General features: G+C 45.7%; 19 protein-coding genes. 8 read left to right on the plus strand and 11 right to left on the minus strand.

Features of this window, described 5'->3' with window-relative positions:
• Positions 1-27: 27 nt before the first annotated feature.
• From ACH0AB_RS00525 to ACH0AB_RS00535, 3 genes are read left to right on the plus strand one after another with little or no spacing between them, the layout of a single operon-like run.
• Positions 28-957: a biotin--[acetyl-CoA-carboxylase] ligase gene (locus tag ACH0AB_RS00525; RefSeq protein WP_406876775.1), complete on the plus strand. Its 930-nt coding sequence runs from the start codon at positions 28-30 to the stop codon at positions 955-957.
• 26 nt (positions 958-983) lie between these two features.
• The gene (locus ACH0AB_RS00530) at positions 984-1,724 is read left to right on the plus strand and encodes a pantothenate kinase (RefSeq protein WP_406876776.1); all 741 of its coding nucleotides are present in this window, start codon (positions 984-986) and stop codon (positions 1,722-1,724) included.
• A 53-nt stretch (positions 1,725-1,777) separates the two neighbouring features.
• Complete coding sequence (locus tag ACH0AB_RS00535) at positions 1,778-2,251, plus strand: hypothetical protein (RefSeq protein ID WP_406876777.1); 474 nt, start codon at positions 1,778-1,780, stop codon at positions 2,249-2,251.
• Positions 2,252-2,319: 68 nt separating this feature from the next.
• Here the strand turns inward: ACH0AB_RS00535 and ACH0AB_RS00540 are convergent, their stop codons facing one another.
• Positions 2,320-3,888: a TerC family protein gene (locus ACH0AB_RS00540; protein WP_406876778.1), complete on the minus strand. Its 1,569-nt coding sequence runs from the start codon at positions 3,886-3,888 to the stop codon at positions 2,320-2,322.
• A gap of 314 nt (positions 3,889-4,202) precedes the next feature.
• Between ACH0AB_RS00540 and ACH0AB_RS00545 the strand changes: the two genes are divergently transcribed.
• Together ACH0AB_RS00545 and ACH0AB_RS00550 are read left to right on the plus strand one after the other, a co-directional pair.
• Positions 4,203-5,252: an esterase/lipase family protein gene (locus tag ACH0AB_RS00545; RefSeq protein WP_406876779.1), complete on the plus strand. Its 1,050-nt coding sequence runs from the start codon at positions 4,203-4,205 to the stop codon at positions 5,250-5,252.
• A gap of 10 nt (positions 5,253-5,262) precedes the next feature.
• Entirely contained in the window at positions 5,263-6,363 is a 1,101-nt protein-coding gene (locus ACH0AB_RS00550) for a lipase secretion chaperone (protein ID WP_406876780.1), read from the plus strand.
• 83 nt (positions 6,364-6,446) lie between these two features.
• Here ACH0AB_RS00550 and hisD read toward each other — a convergent pair whose 3' ends face one another.
• The 7 genes from hisD to ACH0AB_RS00585 all read right to left on the minus strand — a co-directional run bounded on the left by hisD (position 6,447) and on the right by ACH0AB_RS00585 (position 11,662).
• Complete coding sequence (gene hisD, locus ACH0AB_RS00555) at positions 6,447-7,742, minus strand: histidinol dehydrogenase (protein ID WP_406876781.1); 1,296 nt, start codon at positions 7,740-7,742, stop codon at positions 6,447-6,449.
• A gap of 274 nt (positions 7,743-8,016) precedes the next feature.
• On the minus strand, positions 8,017-8,364 hold the full coding sequence (locus ACH0AB_RS00560; protein ID WP_406876782.1) for a gamma-glutamylcyclotransferase family protein: 348 nt from the start codon (positions 8,362-8,364) through the stop codon (positions 8,017-8,019).
• Positions 8,365-8,380: 16 nt separating this feature from the next.
• A complete protein-coding gene (gene hisG / locus ACH0AB_RS00565; RefSeq protein ID WP_406876783.1) occupies positions 8,381-9,043 on the minus strand; it encodes an ATP phosphoribosyltransferase in 663 nt (220 codons plus the stop codon).
• A 13-nt stretch (positions 9,044-9,056) separates the two neighbouring features.
• Positions 9,057-10,322 carry a UDP-N-acetylglucosamine 1-carboxyvinyltransferase gene (gene murA, locus ACH0AB_RS00570; RefSeq protein ID WP_201665802.1) on the minus strand — a complete coding sequence of 422 codons (1,266 nt, stop codon included), beginning with the start codon at positions 10,320-10,322 and terminating at the stop codon, positions 9,057-9,059.
• A gap of 20 nt (positions 10,323-10,342) precedes the next feature.
• Complete coding sequence (locus ACH0AB_RS00575; RefSeq protein ID WP_007115578.1) at positions 10,343-10,600, minus strand: BolA/IbaG family iron-sulfur metabolism protein; 258 nt, start codon at positions 10,598-10,600, stop codon at positions 10,343-10,345.
• Positions 10,601-10,692: 92 nt separating this feature from the next.
• The gene (locus ACH0AB_RS00580; protein WP_050324682.1) at positions 10,693-11,097 is read right to left on the minus strand and encodes a YraN family protein; all 405 of its coding nucleotides are present in this window, start codon (positions 11,095-11,097) and stop codon (positions 10,693-10,695) included.
• A 7-nt stretch (positions 11,098-11,104) separates the two neighbouring features.
• Positions 11,105-11,662: a hypothetical protein gene (locus ACH0AB_RS00585; protein ID WP_406876784.1), complete on the minus strand. Its 558-nt coding sequence runs from the start codon at positions 11,660-11,662 to the stop codon at positions 11,105-11,107.
• A 69-nt stretch (positions 11,663-11,731) separates the two neighbouring features.
• Between ACH0AB_RS00585 and rsmI the strand changes: the two genes are divergently transcribed.
• A complete protein-coding gene (gene rsmI / locus ACH0AB_RS00590; RefSeq protein ID WP_406876785.1) occupies positions 11,732-12,571 on the plus strand; it encodes a 16S rRNA (cytidine(1402)-2'-O)-methyltransferase in 840 nt (279 codons plus the stop codon).
• 12 nt (positions 12,572-12,583) lie between these two features.
• Positions 12,584-13,123 carry a hypothetical protein gene (locus ACH0AB_RS00595; RefSeq protein WP_135889636.1) on the plus strand — a complete coding sequence of 180 codons (540 nt, stop codon included), beginning with the start codon at positions 12,584-12,586 and terminating at the stop codon, positions 13,121-13,123.
• Here ACH0AB_RS00595 and ACH0AB_RS00600 read toward each other — a convergent pair.
• Together ACH0AB_RS00600 and coaBC are read right to left on the minus strand one after the other, a co-directional pair.
• Entirely contained in the window at positions 13,120-13,869 is a 750-nt protein-coding gene (locus ACH0AB_RS00600; protein ID WP_406876786.1) for a TSUP family transporter, read from the minus strand. The genes ACH0AB_RS00595 and ACH0AB_RS00600 overlap by 4 nt on opposite strands.
• Before the next feature lie 45 nt (positions 13,870-13,914).
• The gene (coaBC, locus tag ACH0AB_RS00605; protein ID WP_406876787.1) at positions 13,915-15,261 is read right to left on the minus strand and encodes a bifunctional phosphopantothenoylcysteine decarboxylase/phosphopantothenate--cysteine ligase CoaBC; all 1,347 of its coding nucleotides are present in this window, start codon (positions 15,259-15,261) and stop codon (positions 13,915-13,917) included.
• 87 nt (positions 15,262-15,348) lie between these two features.
• On the opposite strand from coaBC, the gene radC reads away from it, so the two are divergent.
• A complete protein-coding gene (gene radC, locus ACH0AB_RS00610; protein WP_065253360.1) occupies positions 15,349-16,026 on the plus strand; it encodes a RadC family protein in 678 nt (225 codons plus the stop codon).
• Here the strand turns inward: radC and ACH0AB_RS00615 are convergent.
• Positions 16,023-16,592, minus strand: coding sequence for a DUF4126 domain-containing protein (locus ACH0AB_RS00615; RefSeq protein ID WP_406876788.1), 570 nt, complete (start codon positions 16,590-16,592; stop codon positions 16,023-16,025). The genes radC and ACH0AB_RS00615 overlap by 4 nt on opposite strands.
• Between the last annotated feature and the right edge of the window lie 50 nt (positions 16,593-16,642).

Below are 16,642 nucleotides of genomic sequence, written 5' to 3' on the forward strand. Positions count from 1 at the left end.
TGAACCCAACCCTATGTAACCATCCCCATGAGAATTGATTCGCTTTGCCATACCCATTTATCGTCAACCCACTCAACCAACAGCCAGCTGATTGAGTGGATGGTGCTCAGCTATCAAGACCAGTCGCCCACCGACCATAACCGACCGCATTTTAGCCGACCCCATTTACTCACTGCCGATAGCCAATCAGGCGGACGTGGTCAACATGGCAGAACATGGCAATCACCGCTAGGCAATGTTTATTTATCGCTGTATGTGCCGACACAAGCCTATGCATTACCGCAAAATCTTTGCTTATCTTATCGATTAGATGGTCGCTTGTCACTGTGCGTGGGTTATCAGCTCAGTCAAATCCCTATCATAGAAGCCATCAATCAAACAAGATTGGCAAAGCATTTGCCCACCATTGGCGTCAAATGGGTGAACGATGTGGGTTTTTATCAACCACAAGACAACGTACCTGACCAATTTCAAAAACTCTCGGGTATTTTGATAGAGCCTGTCAATGTCGCAGGTCACATGATAGGGGTTGTCATCGGTGTGGGAGTCAATATTGCCCATGCCCCTGTGCTGACCGAGCAAACCCAAGAAGGCTTAAACTACCAAGCGGTAAGCCTGCAAGATTTGACAGCGCAGCGCTTACAGCCCAGTGAGTTTTATCAGCCTGTTACCGATGCCATAGCTAGTGCGATTGGGCAATTTAATCAGCTGCAAGCGGCTGAAGCAAGTCAACAATTTATCCATGATTTTTCCCAAAAAGACGTATTAAACAACAAGCATTTGCAAATTTATAACGCCTTATCTGAGCAATCAATAACAGGCATTGCAGTAGGTATCGATGCGCAAGGCTGTCTACTCATTGAGCAAGCAGATGGCAGCACACAAACGATTTGGACAGGCACCATTCAAGTTTTGGATTCAGCCGTTTCATCGTTGCAGGCAAATAAACACAAATAAAGCATCCCTCTCAAAGGTTCTCACTTATGACAAAACTTTGGCTAGACTTGGGTAATACCCGCTTAAAATATTGGCTCACGGACGATAGCGGTCAAGTGCTCGATCATGCGGCTGAGCAGCATTTGCAAGCCCCTGCCGAATTGCTCAAAGGGTTGACCTTTCGGCTTGAACGACTCAATCCTGACTTTATCGGGGTATCATCCGTGCTTGGACAAGCCGTCAATAATCACGTCGCAGAAAGCCTAGAGCGATTGCAAAAACCGTTTGAATTTGCCCAAGTCCATGCCAAGCATGCGCTGATGTCGAGCGACTATAATCCCGCCCAACTTGGCGTTGACCGCTGGTTACAAATGCTCGGTATCATCGAGCCTAGCAAAAAACAATGCGTGATTGGCTGCGGCACTGCCGTTACCATTGATTTGGTCGATCAGGGTCATCACTTGGGAGGCTATATTTTTCCCAGTATCTATTTGCAGCGCGAGTCGCTATTCTCAGGAACGCGCCAGATTAGTATTATTGATGGCACTTTTGATAGTATAGATTCAGGCACCAATACCCAAGACGCAGTGCATCATGGTATTATGTTATCTATTGTCGGGGCCATTAATGAAACAATTCATCGCTACCCTCAATTTGAAATCACCATGACAGGCGGTGATGCCCATACTTTTGAGCCGCACCTATCAGCCAGCGTGGAAATTCGGCAAGACTTGGTATTGGCGGGACTACAGCGTTTTTTTGCCGCTAAAAATAACACTAAAAACTAAAAACTAAAAATCAGAAATAAAATTAACCGTTAAGAAAAAAAAGGAAATCACCGATGAAAAAAATCATTCAAACCACAAGCATCGCCTTACTCACTACGAGCCTATTGACCGCCTGTATGACTGCGCCTACTTTGCCCGCCAAGCCAACGCCTTCAACAGTCACCCAGCCCGCCAATGCCACTCGCACGGTCACGCTTGCGCTGGGTCAAAACATCTTTGTTAAAGAACACCAGCTAAATCTGACTTTTGATAAAGTGCTCAATGATAGCCGCTGTGCCACAGGTGTACAGTGTATTTGGGCAGGCAATGCCACGGTAGCGGTTACGGCTATGACCACCACCGCTCGCCCACAAACTCTCAATCTATCGATTGGGGATTTGCGCGGTGACTTGCGTCAAACACAGCGTTTTGCCAATATGGATATTACCTTGACTGCGCTATCATCCACGCCTGTATCTAGTCAATCTGCTGCCACATCAACGAGCAATTTGCCTACTATCACCTTGACGATTAAGCAAATTCCTTAATTGTTATATCCCTAAAAAAGTAATAAAAAAGGGGTTAATTGCCCCTTTTTTTATACCCAATCAGTGATTTAAACCGTTGCTACCATCGGGGCTTCACGTTCAACTTTTAATTTCAAAATGCGCGATGTTGAAGTTTCTAGAATGGTAAACTTATAGGCACCGATATCAATGGTTTGATTGACTTCTGGGACATCGGTCAACTGCGAAATCAAATACCCGCCAATGGTGAACTGATCGGCATCGAGTAGCAAATCTGGATCGTCAAGCTCCAAACGTAGTTGGTGTAAGCTTGCTGTGCCTTCCACAATCCAATAATCGTCATAGGGGATAATTTCTAAAGTTTCATCTTCATCAGGGAACTCACCTGCAATCGCCTCTAGCACATCAAGCGGTGTCACTAGCCCTGCAACTTGACCATATTCATCAATCACCATCGCCAAATTACCTTTGGCTTTTTTGAGCATATTGAGCAGCTTTAGATTGTCAATGCTCTCTGACACAAACACAGGCTGCTGCTTGTTAAGTAATGGTTTAATGGCGGTTTCAATATCTGCGACATTGTTATCGAGCAAATCCAAAAAGTCTTTGGCGCGTACTACCCCAAGCACTTTATCGATGGTATCTCGGCACACAGGGAACAAGCTATGCGGCGTATCAAGCAATTGCGCGCGCATTTCTTCGCGGCTACCGTTGATATTGACCCAAGAGATATCATTGCGCGGCGTCATGATGGTATGTACATCGCGCTCATTAAGCGCTAATACGCCACTAATCATATAACGCTCTTCTTGCGCAAAGGGCATACTATCAAAATCAAAATGTTCTGAATTATTCTCTGGGGTGACCGCTTCTTCGGTTTTACCACCCATTAAACGTAAAATCGCATCCGCGGTACGGTCACGAATTGGAATTTGATTTTCATATTTGGTTTTATTGCGTTTTGCTACTTGGTTAAACGCTTCAATTAAAATTGAGAACGCAATCGCCGCGTATAAGTAACCTTTTGGCATATGAAAGCCAAGTCCTTCGACAATCAAGCTAAAGCCAATCATCAGTAGGAAACTTAAGCATAAAATCACCACGGTCGGGTGACGACCGACAAACTCGGTGAGCGCTTTAGACGCAGCCACCATCAATGCCATGGCAATGACCACCGCCGCCATCATGATTTCAAGATGTTTTGCCATGCCTACAGCAGTAATCACCGCGTCAAACGAGAACACCGCATCTAAAATCACGATTTGTGCGACAACCGCGATAAACCCAGCTTGCACTTTGCTTTGGTTGGTATGCTCAGGTTTTCCTTCTAGCCGCTCATGGAGCTCAGTGGTTGCTTTAAACAGCAAGAACACCCCGCCCACCAATAAAATAATGTCGCGAACCGATAAATCAAAACTTCCCCACGTGACAACAGGATCGGTTAAGGTAATGAGCCATGACATAATCGATAATAAGAACAGCCGCATGACCAATGCCAAGCCAAGTCCTAAATTTCGGGCTTTAGCGCGCTGGTGCGGCGGGAGTTTATTGGCTAAGATGGCAATAAAGACAAGATTATCAATACCTAAAACAATCTCAAGAATGACAAGCGTCGCAAGGCTAAGCCACGCTGACGGGTCAGATAGTAGTTCTAACATAGTGGGTCAGTTATTCTCTTGTTATGAGGGGCAAAAAATAAAAAACAGCAAAAACGAAAAATCAGCCGTTACCTTAGCAAATCATAGCAAAAAATCAATGACAATTTGTGTCTGCTTTTGTAGATGGCACGCCAATTGTGCCAATACATCACTTGATATTTAACCTTACCCAAACCCTACATAGCTACTGCATCAACTGACTTTGCCAAAAAATATACTGACCAGTCATTTAATCTGATTCACAAATTGTTGATTTAGGTTAAATTAATCCATAGGACAGCGAAACTTCATTATGACTTTACAAGGATCGGTATATGTCAAATCATCGCTTTATGCGCCGTGCCGCCAAAGGATTGCTTTTTTCTTCCATCGCATTTTCTGCATCTTCTTATGCCTCAAGTTATTACAACTGTGCCAATGCCACTGGCTGTGTCGCAGTCACCACCCTCACCGCCACCTCAAATTATGCAAAAACCAAATACCCTATCGTACTTGCTCATGGGCTTGGTGGCTGGAGCAAAATGTTTGGTTTGGTCGATTATTTTAATGGCATTCCTCAAGATCTCACCAAAAATGGCGCAAGTGTGTATGTGACCAAGACATCAAGTGTCAATGACACCGAAGTGCGCGGTGAGCAGCTACTCCAACAAATCAAAACCATCATTGCCATCACCGGCAGCCCGAAGGTTAACTTAATCGGTCATAGCCACGGTGGGATTGATATTCGCTATGTGGCGGGGGTTGCGCCATCGCTAGTCTCGTCTGTGACGGCGATTTCTAGCCCTGAGCAAGGCTCAAAAATGGCGGATTGGACGGTCAAAATGGTGACTGAAGGCAGCGCGGCTGATGGCTTACCGGCTGGCGAATTTAATACCGCCTCTTTAATGGCAATCAAGTTTTTTGAATTGGTGGGCGGTGTGATGGACATCGGATCTGGCGTGCCACTCAATCAACTGCAGCAGCAAGATGGTTGGGCAGCCGTCAATTCACTCACCACCAATTACGCAGCCAAATTTAACCAAAAATTCCCTGCAGCCATGCCGACCAGTTATTGTGGATACCCAAAAGACACGGTGGTCAATAATGTACGTTACTACTCATTTAGTGGCGCCCAAACTATGACCATGCTTGTCGATCCGTCTGATACGGTGTTGGGGTTGACAGGTTTATCATTCAATGGCGAAGCCAATGATGGTCTTGTCTCACCCTGCTCAAGTCGTCTCGGTGAAGTGATTCGTGATAACTATAAAATGAATCATATGGATTCAGTCAATCAGGTATTTGGCATTGTCAGTTTGCTAGAAACCAATCCATTGACTGTCTATCGCAACCAAGTCAATCGCTTAAAAGGTCAATCGTTGTAAGCTTATGCCTATGGTTCCTTCAAACAACCCTAACACAAACCAACGACCGATAAACTGGCTAATAATCGTATTAGCCAGTGGCATCATCGCATTATTGATAGCCTGCATACTGTGGTTAAAACCTAAGGACGCTGTTAAAACAGCCAATCCTTTGCCGCATGATGCTGCTAGTACCATGCCATCGGGTGTATTGCCGTCCCATCAAACCGCAACGCTCGCCAATGCATCCTCCGTCACCGCAAACGCTAACGCCTCACCCACATCGCTGCCCAAATCGCTACAAGGCACCCAGGTCGATGGCGAAATTATTATCGATGAAAATAAGCAATTGGTGGTGACCGCAGGTTTGCGCCGACTGTTTGATTACTTTTTGTCCGCACAAGGGGAAGAGCCGTTAACCCAGATTGAACAACGGGTGATTGCCTATATTCGTGAACATACGCCTGAGCCTGCCGCAAGCCAAGCGGTTCAGATTTTTCAAAATTATCTAACCTATTTGACTGCTCTCAGCCAGCTAGATAAGCCTAAAGTACAGCAAAACCCCAATGTCAGCGCATTAGATTTATCTGCGATTAACAACCAATTACGCGCAGTACAACAGCTGCAAGCCCGCTATTTTGACGCCAAAACCCGTGAAGCCTTTTTTGGGGATGAACAAGCTCTCAATGACTACAACATGACGGTCGTCGAAGCCAACCAAAACGCGCAACTGAGCAATGACCAGCGCCAAGCCATCATTGATAAGGCACAAACTGCCTATATCGCCAGTGTTAAAGACCCAAATCTACAGACAAAGCTAACCCAGCAGCGCAATATTGACAAGTTATTAGCGCAAACGCAGCAAATGCAGCAGCAAGGGGCAACGCAAAGCCAAATCAATGCCATGCGTAGTCAATACGTCTCCCCTGAAGCGGTCAAACGGCTTGAGCAGCTTGACCAATCCGAAGCGGCATTTGCGCAGCGTGTGGCAACTTATCAGACACAGTCTAACCAAATACTGAGCAAATTGGGTAATGTGCCGCAAGCACAGCAACAAATTGTGGCGTTACAGCAGACGATGTTTACGCCTGAAGAACGGCTACGCCTAGATGTATTGACAAAGCAGCGTTAACTTCCTCGTTAAAATGAGTTAAATGAATTAAACGCCCCGTTGAATTGCCATAAGCTGTTGAATTACCACAGGCGCTTTTGAACCTATTTCACGCGGTAACGGGCTGAGCGCGCGTGTGCATCCAAGTTTTCTTCAACCGCCAATATATCGGCAGTTTTTGCCAGCGTTTGGCTACCTTGCTCGCTACAATAAATAATCGAAGATTTCTTTTGAAAATCATATACGCCGAGCGGTGAACTAAAGCGTGCAGTACCTGACGTTGGCAATACATGATTAGGGCCAGCGCAATAATCGCCAATCGCTTCAGGGGTATAGCGCCCCATAAAGATAGCGCCCGCATGGCGCACATCTTTGACCATTGCCTCTGGGTCATCTACCGATAATTCCAAATGCTCCGGCGCAATGCGGTTAATAACCTCAATACCCTCTGCTCGGTCTTTCACCAAAATCAGCGCGCCACGGTTGGCAATCGCCGCTTTAGCAATTTCAGCTTTTGGCAAATCTGCTAAGGCTTTTTCGATTTCCTGCGCAACTTTTTTGAGTAATGGCTCAGATGGGGTGACAAAAATTGCTTGCGCAACGGTGTCATGCTCAGCTTGCGACAATAAATCCATGGCTAACCAATCAGCTTTATCATTTGCCACACCTTCGGCATATACCAGTACTTCCGAGGGGCCGGCAATCATATCAATGCCCACTTGCCCAAACACGGCGCGTTTGGCGGCTGCCACGTATTTGTTGCCAGGTCCTGTGATTTTATCGACTTGCGGGATGGTGTTAGTGCCGTAAGCCAACGCTGCCACCGCTTGCGCGCCCCCAATGGTAAAGACTTTATCGACACCCGCCAAATAAGCGGCTGCCAATACCAAGGGATTTAGTTCACCATGAGGGGCAGGCACTACCATGATAATTTGCCCGACCCCTGCCACTTTGGCGGGTAACGCATTCATTAAGACGCTGGATGGATAACTTGCCAGCCCACCTGGCACATAGATACCCACTTTATCGAGTGGTGTAACTTGTTGCCCAAGCGTATTGCCTAGCGCATCTTGATACGTCCAGCTTTCTTGCCGTTGGCGCTCGTGAAAAGATGTGACGCGTTGTGCCGCCAGTTCAAGCGCTTGCTTAATTGTAGGGTTTAACCCATCAAATGCTTGTTTGAGCTTTTCTTGTGAAATCTCTAGCTCAGCAAAAGTTTTGGCAGGATGGTTGTCAAATTGTTGGGTCAGCTTTAACACCACCTCATCCCCACCCTGACGCACTTGTACGATAATATCGTCAACCGTAGCCAGTAGCGCTGGATCATTTACCGTTTCAAAAGCAAGCAGCTCTGTCAATTCCTGCTCAAAACTCGCTTGTTGGCTATTTAACAATCGCATGGTATTCCTCTAAGAATAAAAAATGACTAACCCATAGCATAACAAATTTCTTCATGGATGAAAGCGGCTTTTTAGCCTGCACAGCCATTCGCCAACCCATCAAAATTGGCGCATCAAAATCGACGCATCAAAATCGGCTAAACTGAGCCAACCGGTCACCGCTTTTAGTTTTCGCCCAGTTAAAAAAAGACGTTTTAATAACGTCTTTTTTTAATCTTCAATGTTTTCATTTTCAATGTTTTCATCTTCCATGTTTTAATCGGCATAGCCAGCTTTAATAATGCTGTAAATTGTCGAGTGCATACACAAAGGTTTGGATTTTCGCACCATTGTCAAGCGTGGCTGTTACTTCAATGCGCTGATAGGCTTCACCTTCAAACTCATCTAGCCGCTTCCAATGATTGACCAAATCATCCGACGAAAACACCAAGCCCGCTATCATGTCGCCTTGTTCATCGGGGATGACTGCAGGAAATCCTAGCGCCGAGCCCCAACCGCCATCTGGCATCAAATGCCCACGAATAGTCGCAGGCTGCCAACTGCCGTTGTTGATAGGTGTCATGATGGTGTGGTTGTCGCGATTGGGCGCTAACGTGCCATACACAAAAAGATGCTGCATCATGGTGATTTTTGAACCGTTACTGGGTGTTATCAGCGATGCTTTGCTTAAAGCTTTCGATGATTGGCTCAAGCAGCGCAAATTTACGTTTATAACTGACCTGATTGACAATCAAACGCGAAGAGACTTGGCAAATCTCTTGGCGCGGCTCTAGACCATTGGCTTTTAAGGTATTACCGGTATCAACCACATCCACAATCAAATCACCCAAGCCCACCAATGGCGCAAGTTCCATGGAACCATATAATTTAATCACATCCACTTGTTCACCGCGACTGGCAAAAAACGCGCGCGTCACATTGACATATTTGGTAGCAATTCGAAGACGACGACTGGGTAATTGTAGCCCCACTTTACCTGCCGTCATCAAACGGCATTTGGCAATTTGTAGGTCAAGCAATTCATATAAATTGCTTGAGCCATGTTCCATCAGCACATCTTTACCCGCCACACCAAAATCTGCCGCCCCATGCTCCACATAGGTTGGCACGTCACTGGCACGTAAAATCAAAATCCTCACATCAGCATGCGTGGTTGGGAAAATCAGTTTACGTGATTCTTCGGGGTCTTCAAGTAGTTCGATACCTGCCTTTTTTAGCAGGGGCAAGGTATCTTTTAAGATTCGCCCTTTGGATAACGCTAAGGTAAGACCGTTATAATTGGCATCATTTGCTTGTATCATTGTCTTATACCTGTTATTCGCCTTTTACCCGCTCAATGGTGACGCCCAAGCCGCGCAGTTTATCTTCCACATACTCATAACCACGGTCGATGTGGTAAATGCGCTCGATACAGGTCTCGCCCTGGGCTGCCACCGCTGCCATTACCAATGACATAGAGGCGCGTAAATCGGTTGCAATGACAGGCGCGGCATTGAGTTTATCGACGCCTTGAACAACGGCAGTATGACCATCGACCTTGATATTTGCGCCCATACGTTGCAGCTCAGGGACATGCATGTAGCGATTTTCAAAAATATTTTCAATAATGGTACTGGTACCTTCTGCAATACAGCAAACTGTCATGAGCTGGGCTTGCATATCGGTTGGGAACGCAGGGTGTGGTAATGTGCGGATATCAACGGCTTTTGGACGACCCGCCATTTTGACATTAATCCAGTCGCTGCCAACGGTGACTTGGGCGCCCATTTCTTCAAATTTTTTAAGCACGGATTGCATTAAGCTTGCTTCAGTTTTTTTGGCAGTCACTTCGCCGCCTGTCATCATGGCAAGCGCAAGATATGAGCCTGTTTCAATACGGTCTGGTACTACTGAGTACTCACAGCCATTCAATTTGTCAACGCCTTCAATGGTCATATAAGCGGTGCCAATGCCTTCAATTTTTGCGCCCATTTTGACAAGCATATTAGCCAGATCAACCACTTCTGGTTCACGCGCACAGTTTTCTAGGTGCGTGGTTCCTTCCGCCAATGCCGCTGCCATGATGGTGTTTTCAGTGCCGCCAACCGTGACCATATCAAAGGTGAAATGACAGCCTTTTAGCCGACCGCCAGCGGGTGCTTTGGCTTTGACATAGCCATTTTCAACGGTGATGGTCGCTCCCATCGCTTCCAAGGCTTTTAGATGTTGGTCGACAGGGCGTGAGCCAATTGCGCAGCCACCGGGCAGCGACACTTCAGCCTGCCCAAAGCGCGCAAGCAGCGGTCCCAATACCAAAATCGATGCACGCATGGTTTTGACCAGCTCATACGGGGCATAGTAGCTATTGATGGTACTGGTATCGCAGGTCACCGTATCGCCGTTCTTTTCAATGGTGATACCCGTTCCCGCAATCAATTTGACCAAGGTATTGACGTCTTTGAGTGTCGGTACATTGTGCAGGGTGACTGGGGTTTCTGCCAAAATCATTGCCGCAAGCAAGGGTAATGCCGCATTTTTTGCACCAGAGATGACCACTTCACCTTTGACCTGGGTGCCACCCGTGATTAAAAATTTATCCATGTGTTTCTCCTAAAAATGGCTTATTGCGCAGCTTGTTTGGCTTGCATATCATGCCACTGGGCATAGGTCAACGCTTGGATATTGAGTGCATGGATTTCACCTGACGCAAATTTATCAGACACCAACCCCAATACGGCTTGTTGACGCGCGACAGCACGCTTACCCTCAAAGCTGTCATCCACCACGCGCACATCAAATTTGTTGCCTTGATTGGCGGCTTCGATTTTGCCACTCGGAAAATGGGGTTGTAGTAAAGTAATTAAATCTTGTGCGTTCATGGGAAATACCTAATAAAAGAGGGGTAAAATTATACTATTTTGCTGCGTAGCATAGCATAATTTTTGCTAAGTTTATACGTTATACAAAATGCTTAATTCACGCTAAAAGCGTCCTTGATCCACGTAGGCGTTGGCATAACAGCCTGCCCTGCAGTTGCAGCGCCTTCATAACTTACCACATCAAAGCGAATGTCAAAGTTATCAAATTGCGGATGCGCTTGTAAAAAAGCTGCGGTGGTTTTAATGATTTTACGTTGTTTGGCGGGGGTGATACTGTCTAAACTTGTGCCAAATTGGCTGGCTTTTCGTTGACGCACTTCGACAATGACGAGGCAAGGAGGTTTTTGCGTCGGCTCAAGCATCACCAAATCAAGCTCGCCCAAGTTTTTGTAGTGCCAGTTTTTGGCAAAAAACGTTAAACCTTGCGCTTCAAGGTAGTGTTTGGCGAGGGTTTCATAATAGTCGCCTTGGCGCTGTTTTGGGGCGGTGAGTTTCATTGTTGGGTTATTTTACTGTTGCAAAGGTTTTTTCTAAAGCGGCACAAGTTGGGTATTTTTGCTGTAATTTTGCCAAATAATAGGCTTGGTTGTTGTCGATAAAGCCATCCAAAATCCCTGCATAATTTTGACCAATCCCACATCGTTTCTGTTGTCGATTCCAACTGACCGGTATTACCAACGGTTTTTGTAAAATCAGCTGGTTGTTTTGACAAGTCAGCTTTGCCACACTATCAATGCGATAATTATGCGGTTTACCCCCATCATAATGACTGGCTAATGCCACAACGATATCGTTGGGTTTTAGTGAGCTAATGGCAAAAACACCTTCAAAACGCTGCGCCGATGGCAAAATAAGCCGTTGACGCCACGTGCGAAATGCCCAGTGATAATCGGTGAATTTTAAGCCAAAACCTTGCTTAGATTGGCTTTCACGTTGCAATTCACCGCCTTTTTCGATACTGGCAATTCGTCCGACCAACACATCAGCCGGGGATGAGGGTAAACAAGCCTTTGCGGTTGAAATTAAACTTACACTTAAAATAGCAAAGCAAATTGTTTTCATGACAAATCCTTTTTTCCGCAGAAAACACCTTATAATAGCACCAATATTTAGCAAAATTTGAGAAAAATCATGCAGCAAAACGGCACACTCTATATCGTCGCTACCCCGATTGGTAATTTATCCGATATCACCGCCCACGCCATTGACTGCCTAAAAACCGTTGATATCATCGCCTGTGAGGACACCCGTACCTCGGGCAAACTGCTCAACCACTTTAACATCCCCACCAAAACTTGGGCTTATCACGACCACAATGCCGAAGTACAGACCCCTAAACTGATTGAGATATTACAGTCAGGGCAAAGTATCGCCCTTATCAGTGATGCCGGCACCCCACTCATTAGCGACCCTGGTTTTCGACTGGTGCGCGCCTGTCACCAAGCCGGTATCAAAGTCTCGCCGGTTGTCGGCGCCAGTGCTGCCATAGCCGCCTTATCGGTCGCAGGATTACCTTCAGACAAGTTTTATTTTTATGGCTTTTTGCCTGCCAAAACCGCAGGACGACAAAGCGAATTGACTAAAATCAAGGATTTAACCGCCACGCTGATTTTTTATGAAGCACCCCATCGTATTGTTGAGTGTATTGATGATATGATTACGGTGCTTGGCGACAATCGACAAGTGACGTTTTGCCGTGAGATAACCAAAACGTTTGAAACCATTTATCCGTCAACGCTTGGTGAACTAAAGAAGTTTGTTGCAAGCGATGCCAATCAGCAAAAAGGGGAAATGGTACTGGTGGTCGCTGGCGCAAGTGAATTACAGAATCATGATAATCAACACGATGAATTGCTAAAACGACTATTGCAAGATTTGTCGGTGAAAAAAGCCGCACAGCTCGCCAGCGATATCACAGGGGCTAAGAAAAATGCCTTATATGAACGTGCTTTGCTTTTACAAGGTAAATAAGGATTTGAGAGAATGGTTTTAAATTTCGAGTCAATCCATGAATATGGAACGACTGACAGCCTTGATATAATTAATGGTTATCTTGAAGCATTAGCCCACTTCAATACGCCCCAAAGTGATGTTGGTTACACTTTCTTTATTCAAGAACTACCATTTAAAGATTTAAATTTAGAAACAGTAAATAAGTATTATGAGCTAGTTGATACTTATGAAGTTTGCTCAAAATTTGAAGTGTATAAGAACCTTGATGAAATTCAAAAAATAATTTCTCAAACTATTTGTCATGAAGCTTTTAGTTTTTTAAATTATATTTCACTCAAAAGTACAATAGATTCCTTTCCTGTTGGTATGGTCACACAGGATTGGCGAAGAGTAAACTATTCAGATCTTTTAACCGAAAAAATCCTAAATGCAACTCAAGCCAACGAAATTTTAATACCAACAGAATATAGCATCAGAGCGACTGGTAAATGGTACGAAATCCATTGGAAAGATATTTTCTTAAAAAATTCAAGGGCAACTTTCATTTTACATTTAGGTTTTTCAGATTAAACGGTAAATGCTTTAAACAAAGCGTTGATACCTAATAATAATAAAATCACTAATGTCATATTTTTGAACATTTTTTGTGAGATTTTATGACGAAAATAAAACCCGATATACAAACACAACAACGACAACAGCGTCGCCACGCCAATCACGCCCAATTCTGTCGTTGGTAGGCTCACAAAGCCTTGCCACAGCACGATGAGCTGAGCGATTTTGCCGACCACATAGCACAGGTTACTGGCTTTAATCAGATCGGTTTTGGGGTCTAGGCTGTCTTCGGTAGCCGATAGCAAATACATCACCAGTAGCGGCGACATTGCATTGGTCGCACCGCCGAGCACGCCTGCCACCAGCCCACTGAAGATTAAACTTGGTTGATTATTGGGCAGTCGAATATTTTTGCCCGTTTGACTTGCCAAAAACTGGGTCAGCACATATCCGACAATCAATAGCCCAAGGCCGATCAGCAAATAATGCGGTGCGATGAGAAACACCAACTTTGTGCCGATCAGACTGCCCACAAAACTAGTAAACACCAATAGCCAATATTTTTTGAGGTAGTAGCCAATATTGCCACCCTCCAAAAACACCACCAAGTTAATCACCAAACACGGCACGACCGTCAGCAGCAGCACATGCGACATCGGATAAAAACTTGCCAATGCTGTGGTCGCAATCAGCGTCACGCCAATCCCTGTCAGCCCATGAAACATACTGGCGATGGCAAATATCGCGGGGATCATGAGCATCGAAAGCATAACGCCTTGCTGAACGGAAAAAATCGCCATCAGCGACTATCTTACCAAGGTAAATTTACTCGCTAATTGCTTACCGATTAAGCTGACCAGCTGACTGGCAATTTTATCTTTACTGGCTTTTTCTAGTGTCACCCCTGCTGCTTTATCCCTAAAAAACACCGTCATGGCATTGTCATCACTGCCAAAACCAATATCGTTGCGGGACACATCATTACAAGCAATCATATCTAAGTTTTTGGCGTCAAGCTTGCCACGAGCGTATTTTTCTACATCTTGGGTTTCTGCCGCAAATCCTACCACAAAAACATCAGGGAATTCTTTGGCAATGGTCGCCAAAATATCAGGATTTTTCACCAAATCCAGTGCCATCTGATCTTGCGTTTTTTTAATCTTTTGCGGCACGACATCACGCGTGCGGTAATCAGCGACCGCAGCCGTGGCAATAAAAATATCGGTCGCTGTCCTGACAGGTTCGACTTCGACATCATTGCCGAATTCATCATGGTCATGATGGTGATGATGCTCATGGTCATGATGAGGGTGGTCATGGTCGTGATGGTGGTCATGGCACTCACATATATCGTCACTGGCGCATTGGCGAGCAGTCATTAGCATTTCTTCAGCCGATAACACATCGATACGATTGACCAGTAGTGGCGTTGGTAGGGGCACTTTACCCCCAACGATCAAGGTCACCCTCGCGCCTGCATTACGGCACGCTTTTGCCAGCGCAAATCCCATTTTGCCCGTGGAATGATTGGATAGATAGCGCACAGGGTCGATGGCTTCAATCGTTGGACCTGCGGTGATTGTCACATTTTTACCCGCCAATACTTGTGGGGTGATTTGCGCTGCGATGAAATATTGCACGTATTCAAGCAACTGCTCTGGCTCTGGCAATCTTCCCTCACCGATATCACCACAAGCTTGCTCACCGCTGGCTGGTTGGATGATTTCATAATCATAATCGGTTAACGTCTGCAAATTAAGTTTGACCGATGGATGTTGCCACATTTGCTGATTCATAGCAGGCGCCACTAAAATCGGGGCAGCGGTAGCAAGGCAGACGGTAGTGAGTAAATCATCCGCTATTCCCATGGCCAGTTTGGCAATCGTATTCGCGGTAGCAGGCGCGATAATCAGTAAATCCGCCCATTTTGCCAGTTCAATATGCCCCATTCCCAGCTCAGCGCTCTCATCCAACAAGTCGATATGCACTGGGTTACCCGTTAAGGCCTGCAGCGTTAACGGTGTGATAAAGGCTTGTGCGCTTGCCGTCATAATAACACGGACGTCATAGCCATTTTTAATCAATAGTCGGGCAAACGAGGCGGATTTGTAGGCAGCAATACCGCCTGTAATACCAAGAAGGATATTTTTCATAAGATAAAAGCACTAAAAAATTTTGCCTATAGTAACAATTTTCCGCCATTTTAGGTATGATTAATCATCATTTATTAGGAAATGCCTATGGCAATCAAAGACTGGCACCAAGACGAGCGCCCCAGAGAAAAGCTACTGCAAAAGGGCGCTGAGAGTCTATCAGATAGTGAGATTTTGGCAATATTCTTACGCACAGGCACCAAAGACCAATCCGCCATCGAACTGGCTCGTGGCTTGATTGAGAAATTTGGCAGTCTGGCTCAGTTACTATCTGCGCCTAGTGAAGCAGTCATGGCGTGTCACGGTATCGGCATGGCAAAATACGCGCAGATTTTGGCAAGCCTTGAGATGGGCAAACGCTACCTTGCCAGCCAAGTCAAACAAGCCCCTACCCTTAACGCCAGCCAATTGGTCAAAGACTATCTGACTACGCAGCTGCGACCGCTCAATCGCGAGGTGTTTGCGGTGCTGTTTTTGACCAATCAACTCACCTTAATCCAGTATGAGGTATTATTCACAGGCGGTATTTCATCGTGCTCAGTATGTGTGCGGGAAGTGCTGCGCTGTGCGTTAAAATACGGGGCAAGTCAACTTATTATCGCCCATAATCACCCAAGCACCTCTGCCACAGCGTCACAAGCAGATCTAGAAATTACCCGCAGTTTGGCAAAAGCGTGTCAGCTTGTCGATATGACTTTGATTGACCATATTATCGTGGGTCAAGATGGCACGCTTTCTTTACAAGAAACAGGCAAGATGCCTTAGCGTTTGACGCGGTTTTTAACCATTATTACCACCCAAATCATCATCAGTAAACCGATGAGTAACACAATCATCGCAAAAATGGGTGAAAAAATCGACAAAGCCGACAGCCCTATCGCTGTCCCGGTCTCTGCCACTGAAACAGCAGGATTTGCCAAACCGCCCGTCGTCGCAGTCGAAGCCACGCGCGTGGTGGCAGCTGTACCTTTTATCGTAGCCGCAGCGCCGCCGCCAGCAATAATCGCTAGCGCCCAAGTCATGGCAGGACTCATATCGGTCAATGTTGAAGCCATGACCAATGTTCCTGCAATCCCTGCGAGCGGTACAGCAACGGTATCTAACAGATGATCAACCAACGGGATTAAATAACTGATCGACTCTGCAATACTGGCTACGCCTAAAATAATTAACGCAGGCGTAGAGCCTACCCACTGCCAGCTGTCATTAAGGGGAATAATATGAAAATATGCCGCACAACTGAGGGCAAACAGCGGTACAAACACACGAAACCCGCTACTTGCCGCCAAGCCAATCCCAAGAAAAATACTTAAAATCATTTCAGTTGTCATATGTTCTATAGTCTAAGTATGAATAATGTTACCACTATCATAAATAAAAA

It is taken from the genome of Moraxella sp. 179-F 1C4 NHS (assembly GCF_045370505.1).
GTDB classification, from domain to species: domain Bacteria; phylum Pseudomonadota; class Gammaproteobacteria; order Pseudomonadales; family Moraxellaceae; genus Faucicola; species Faucicola tetraodonis.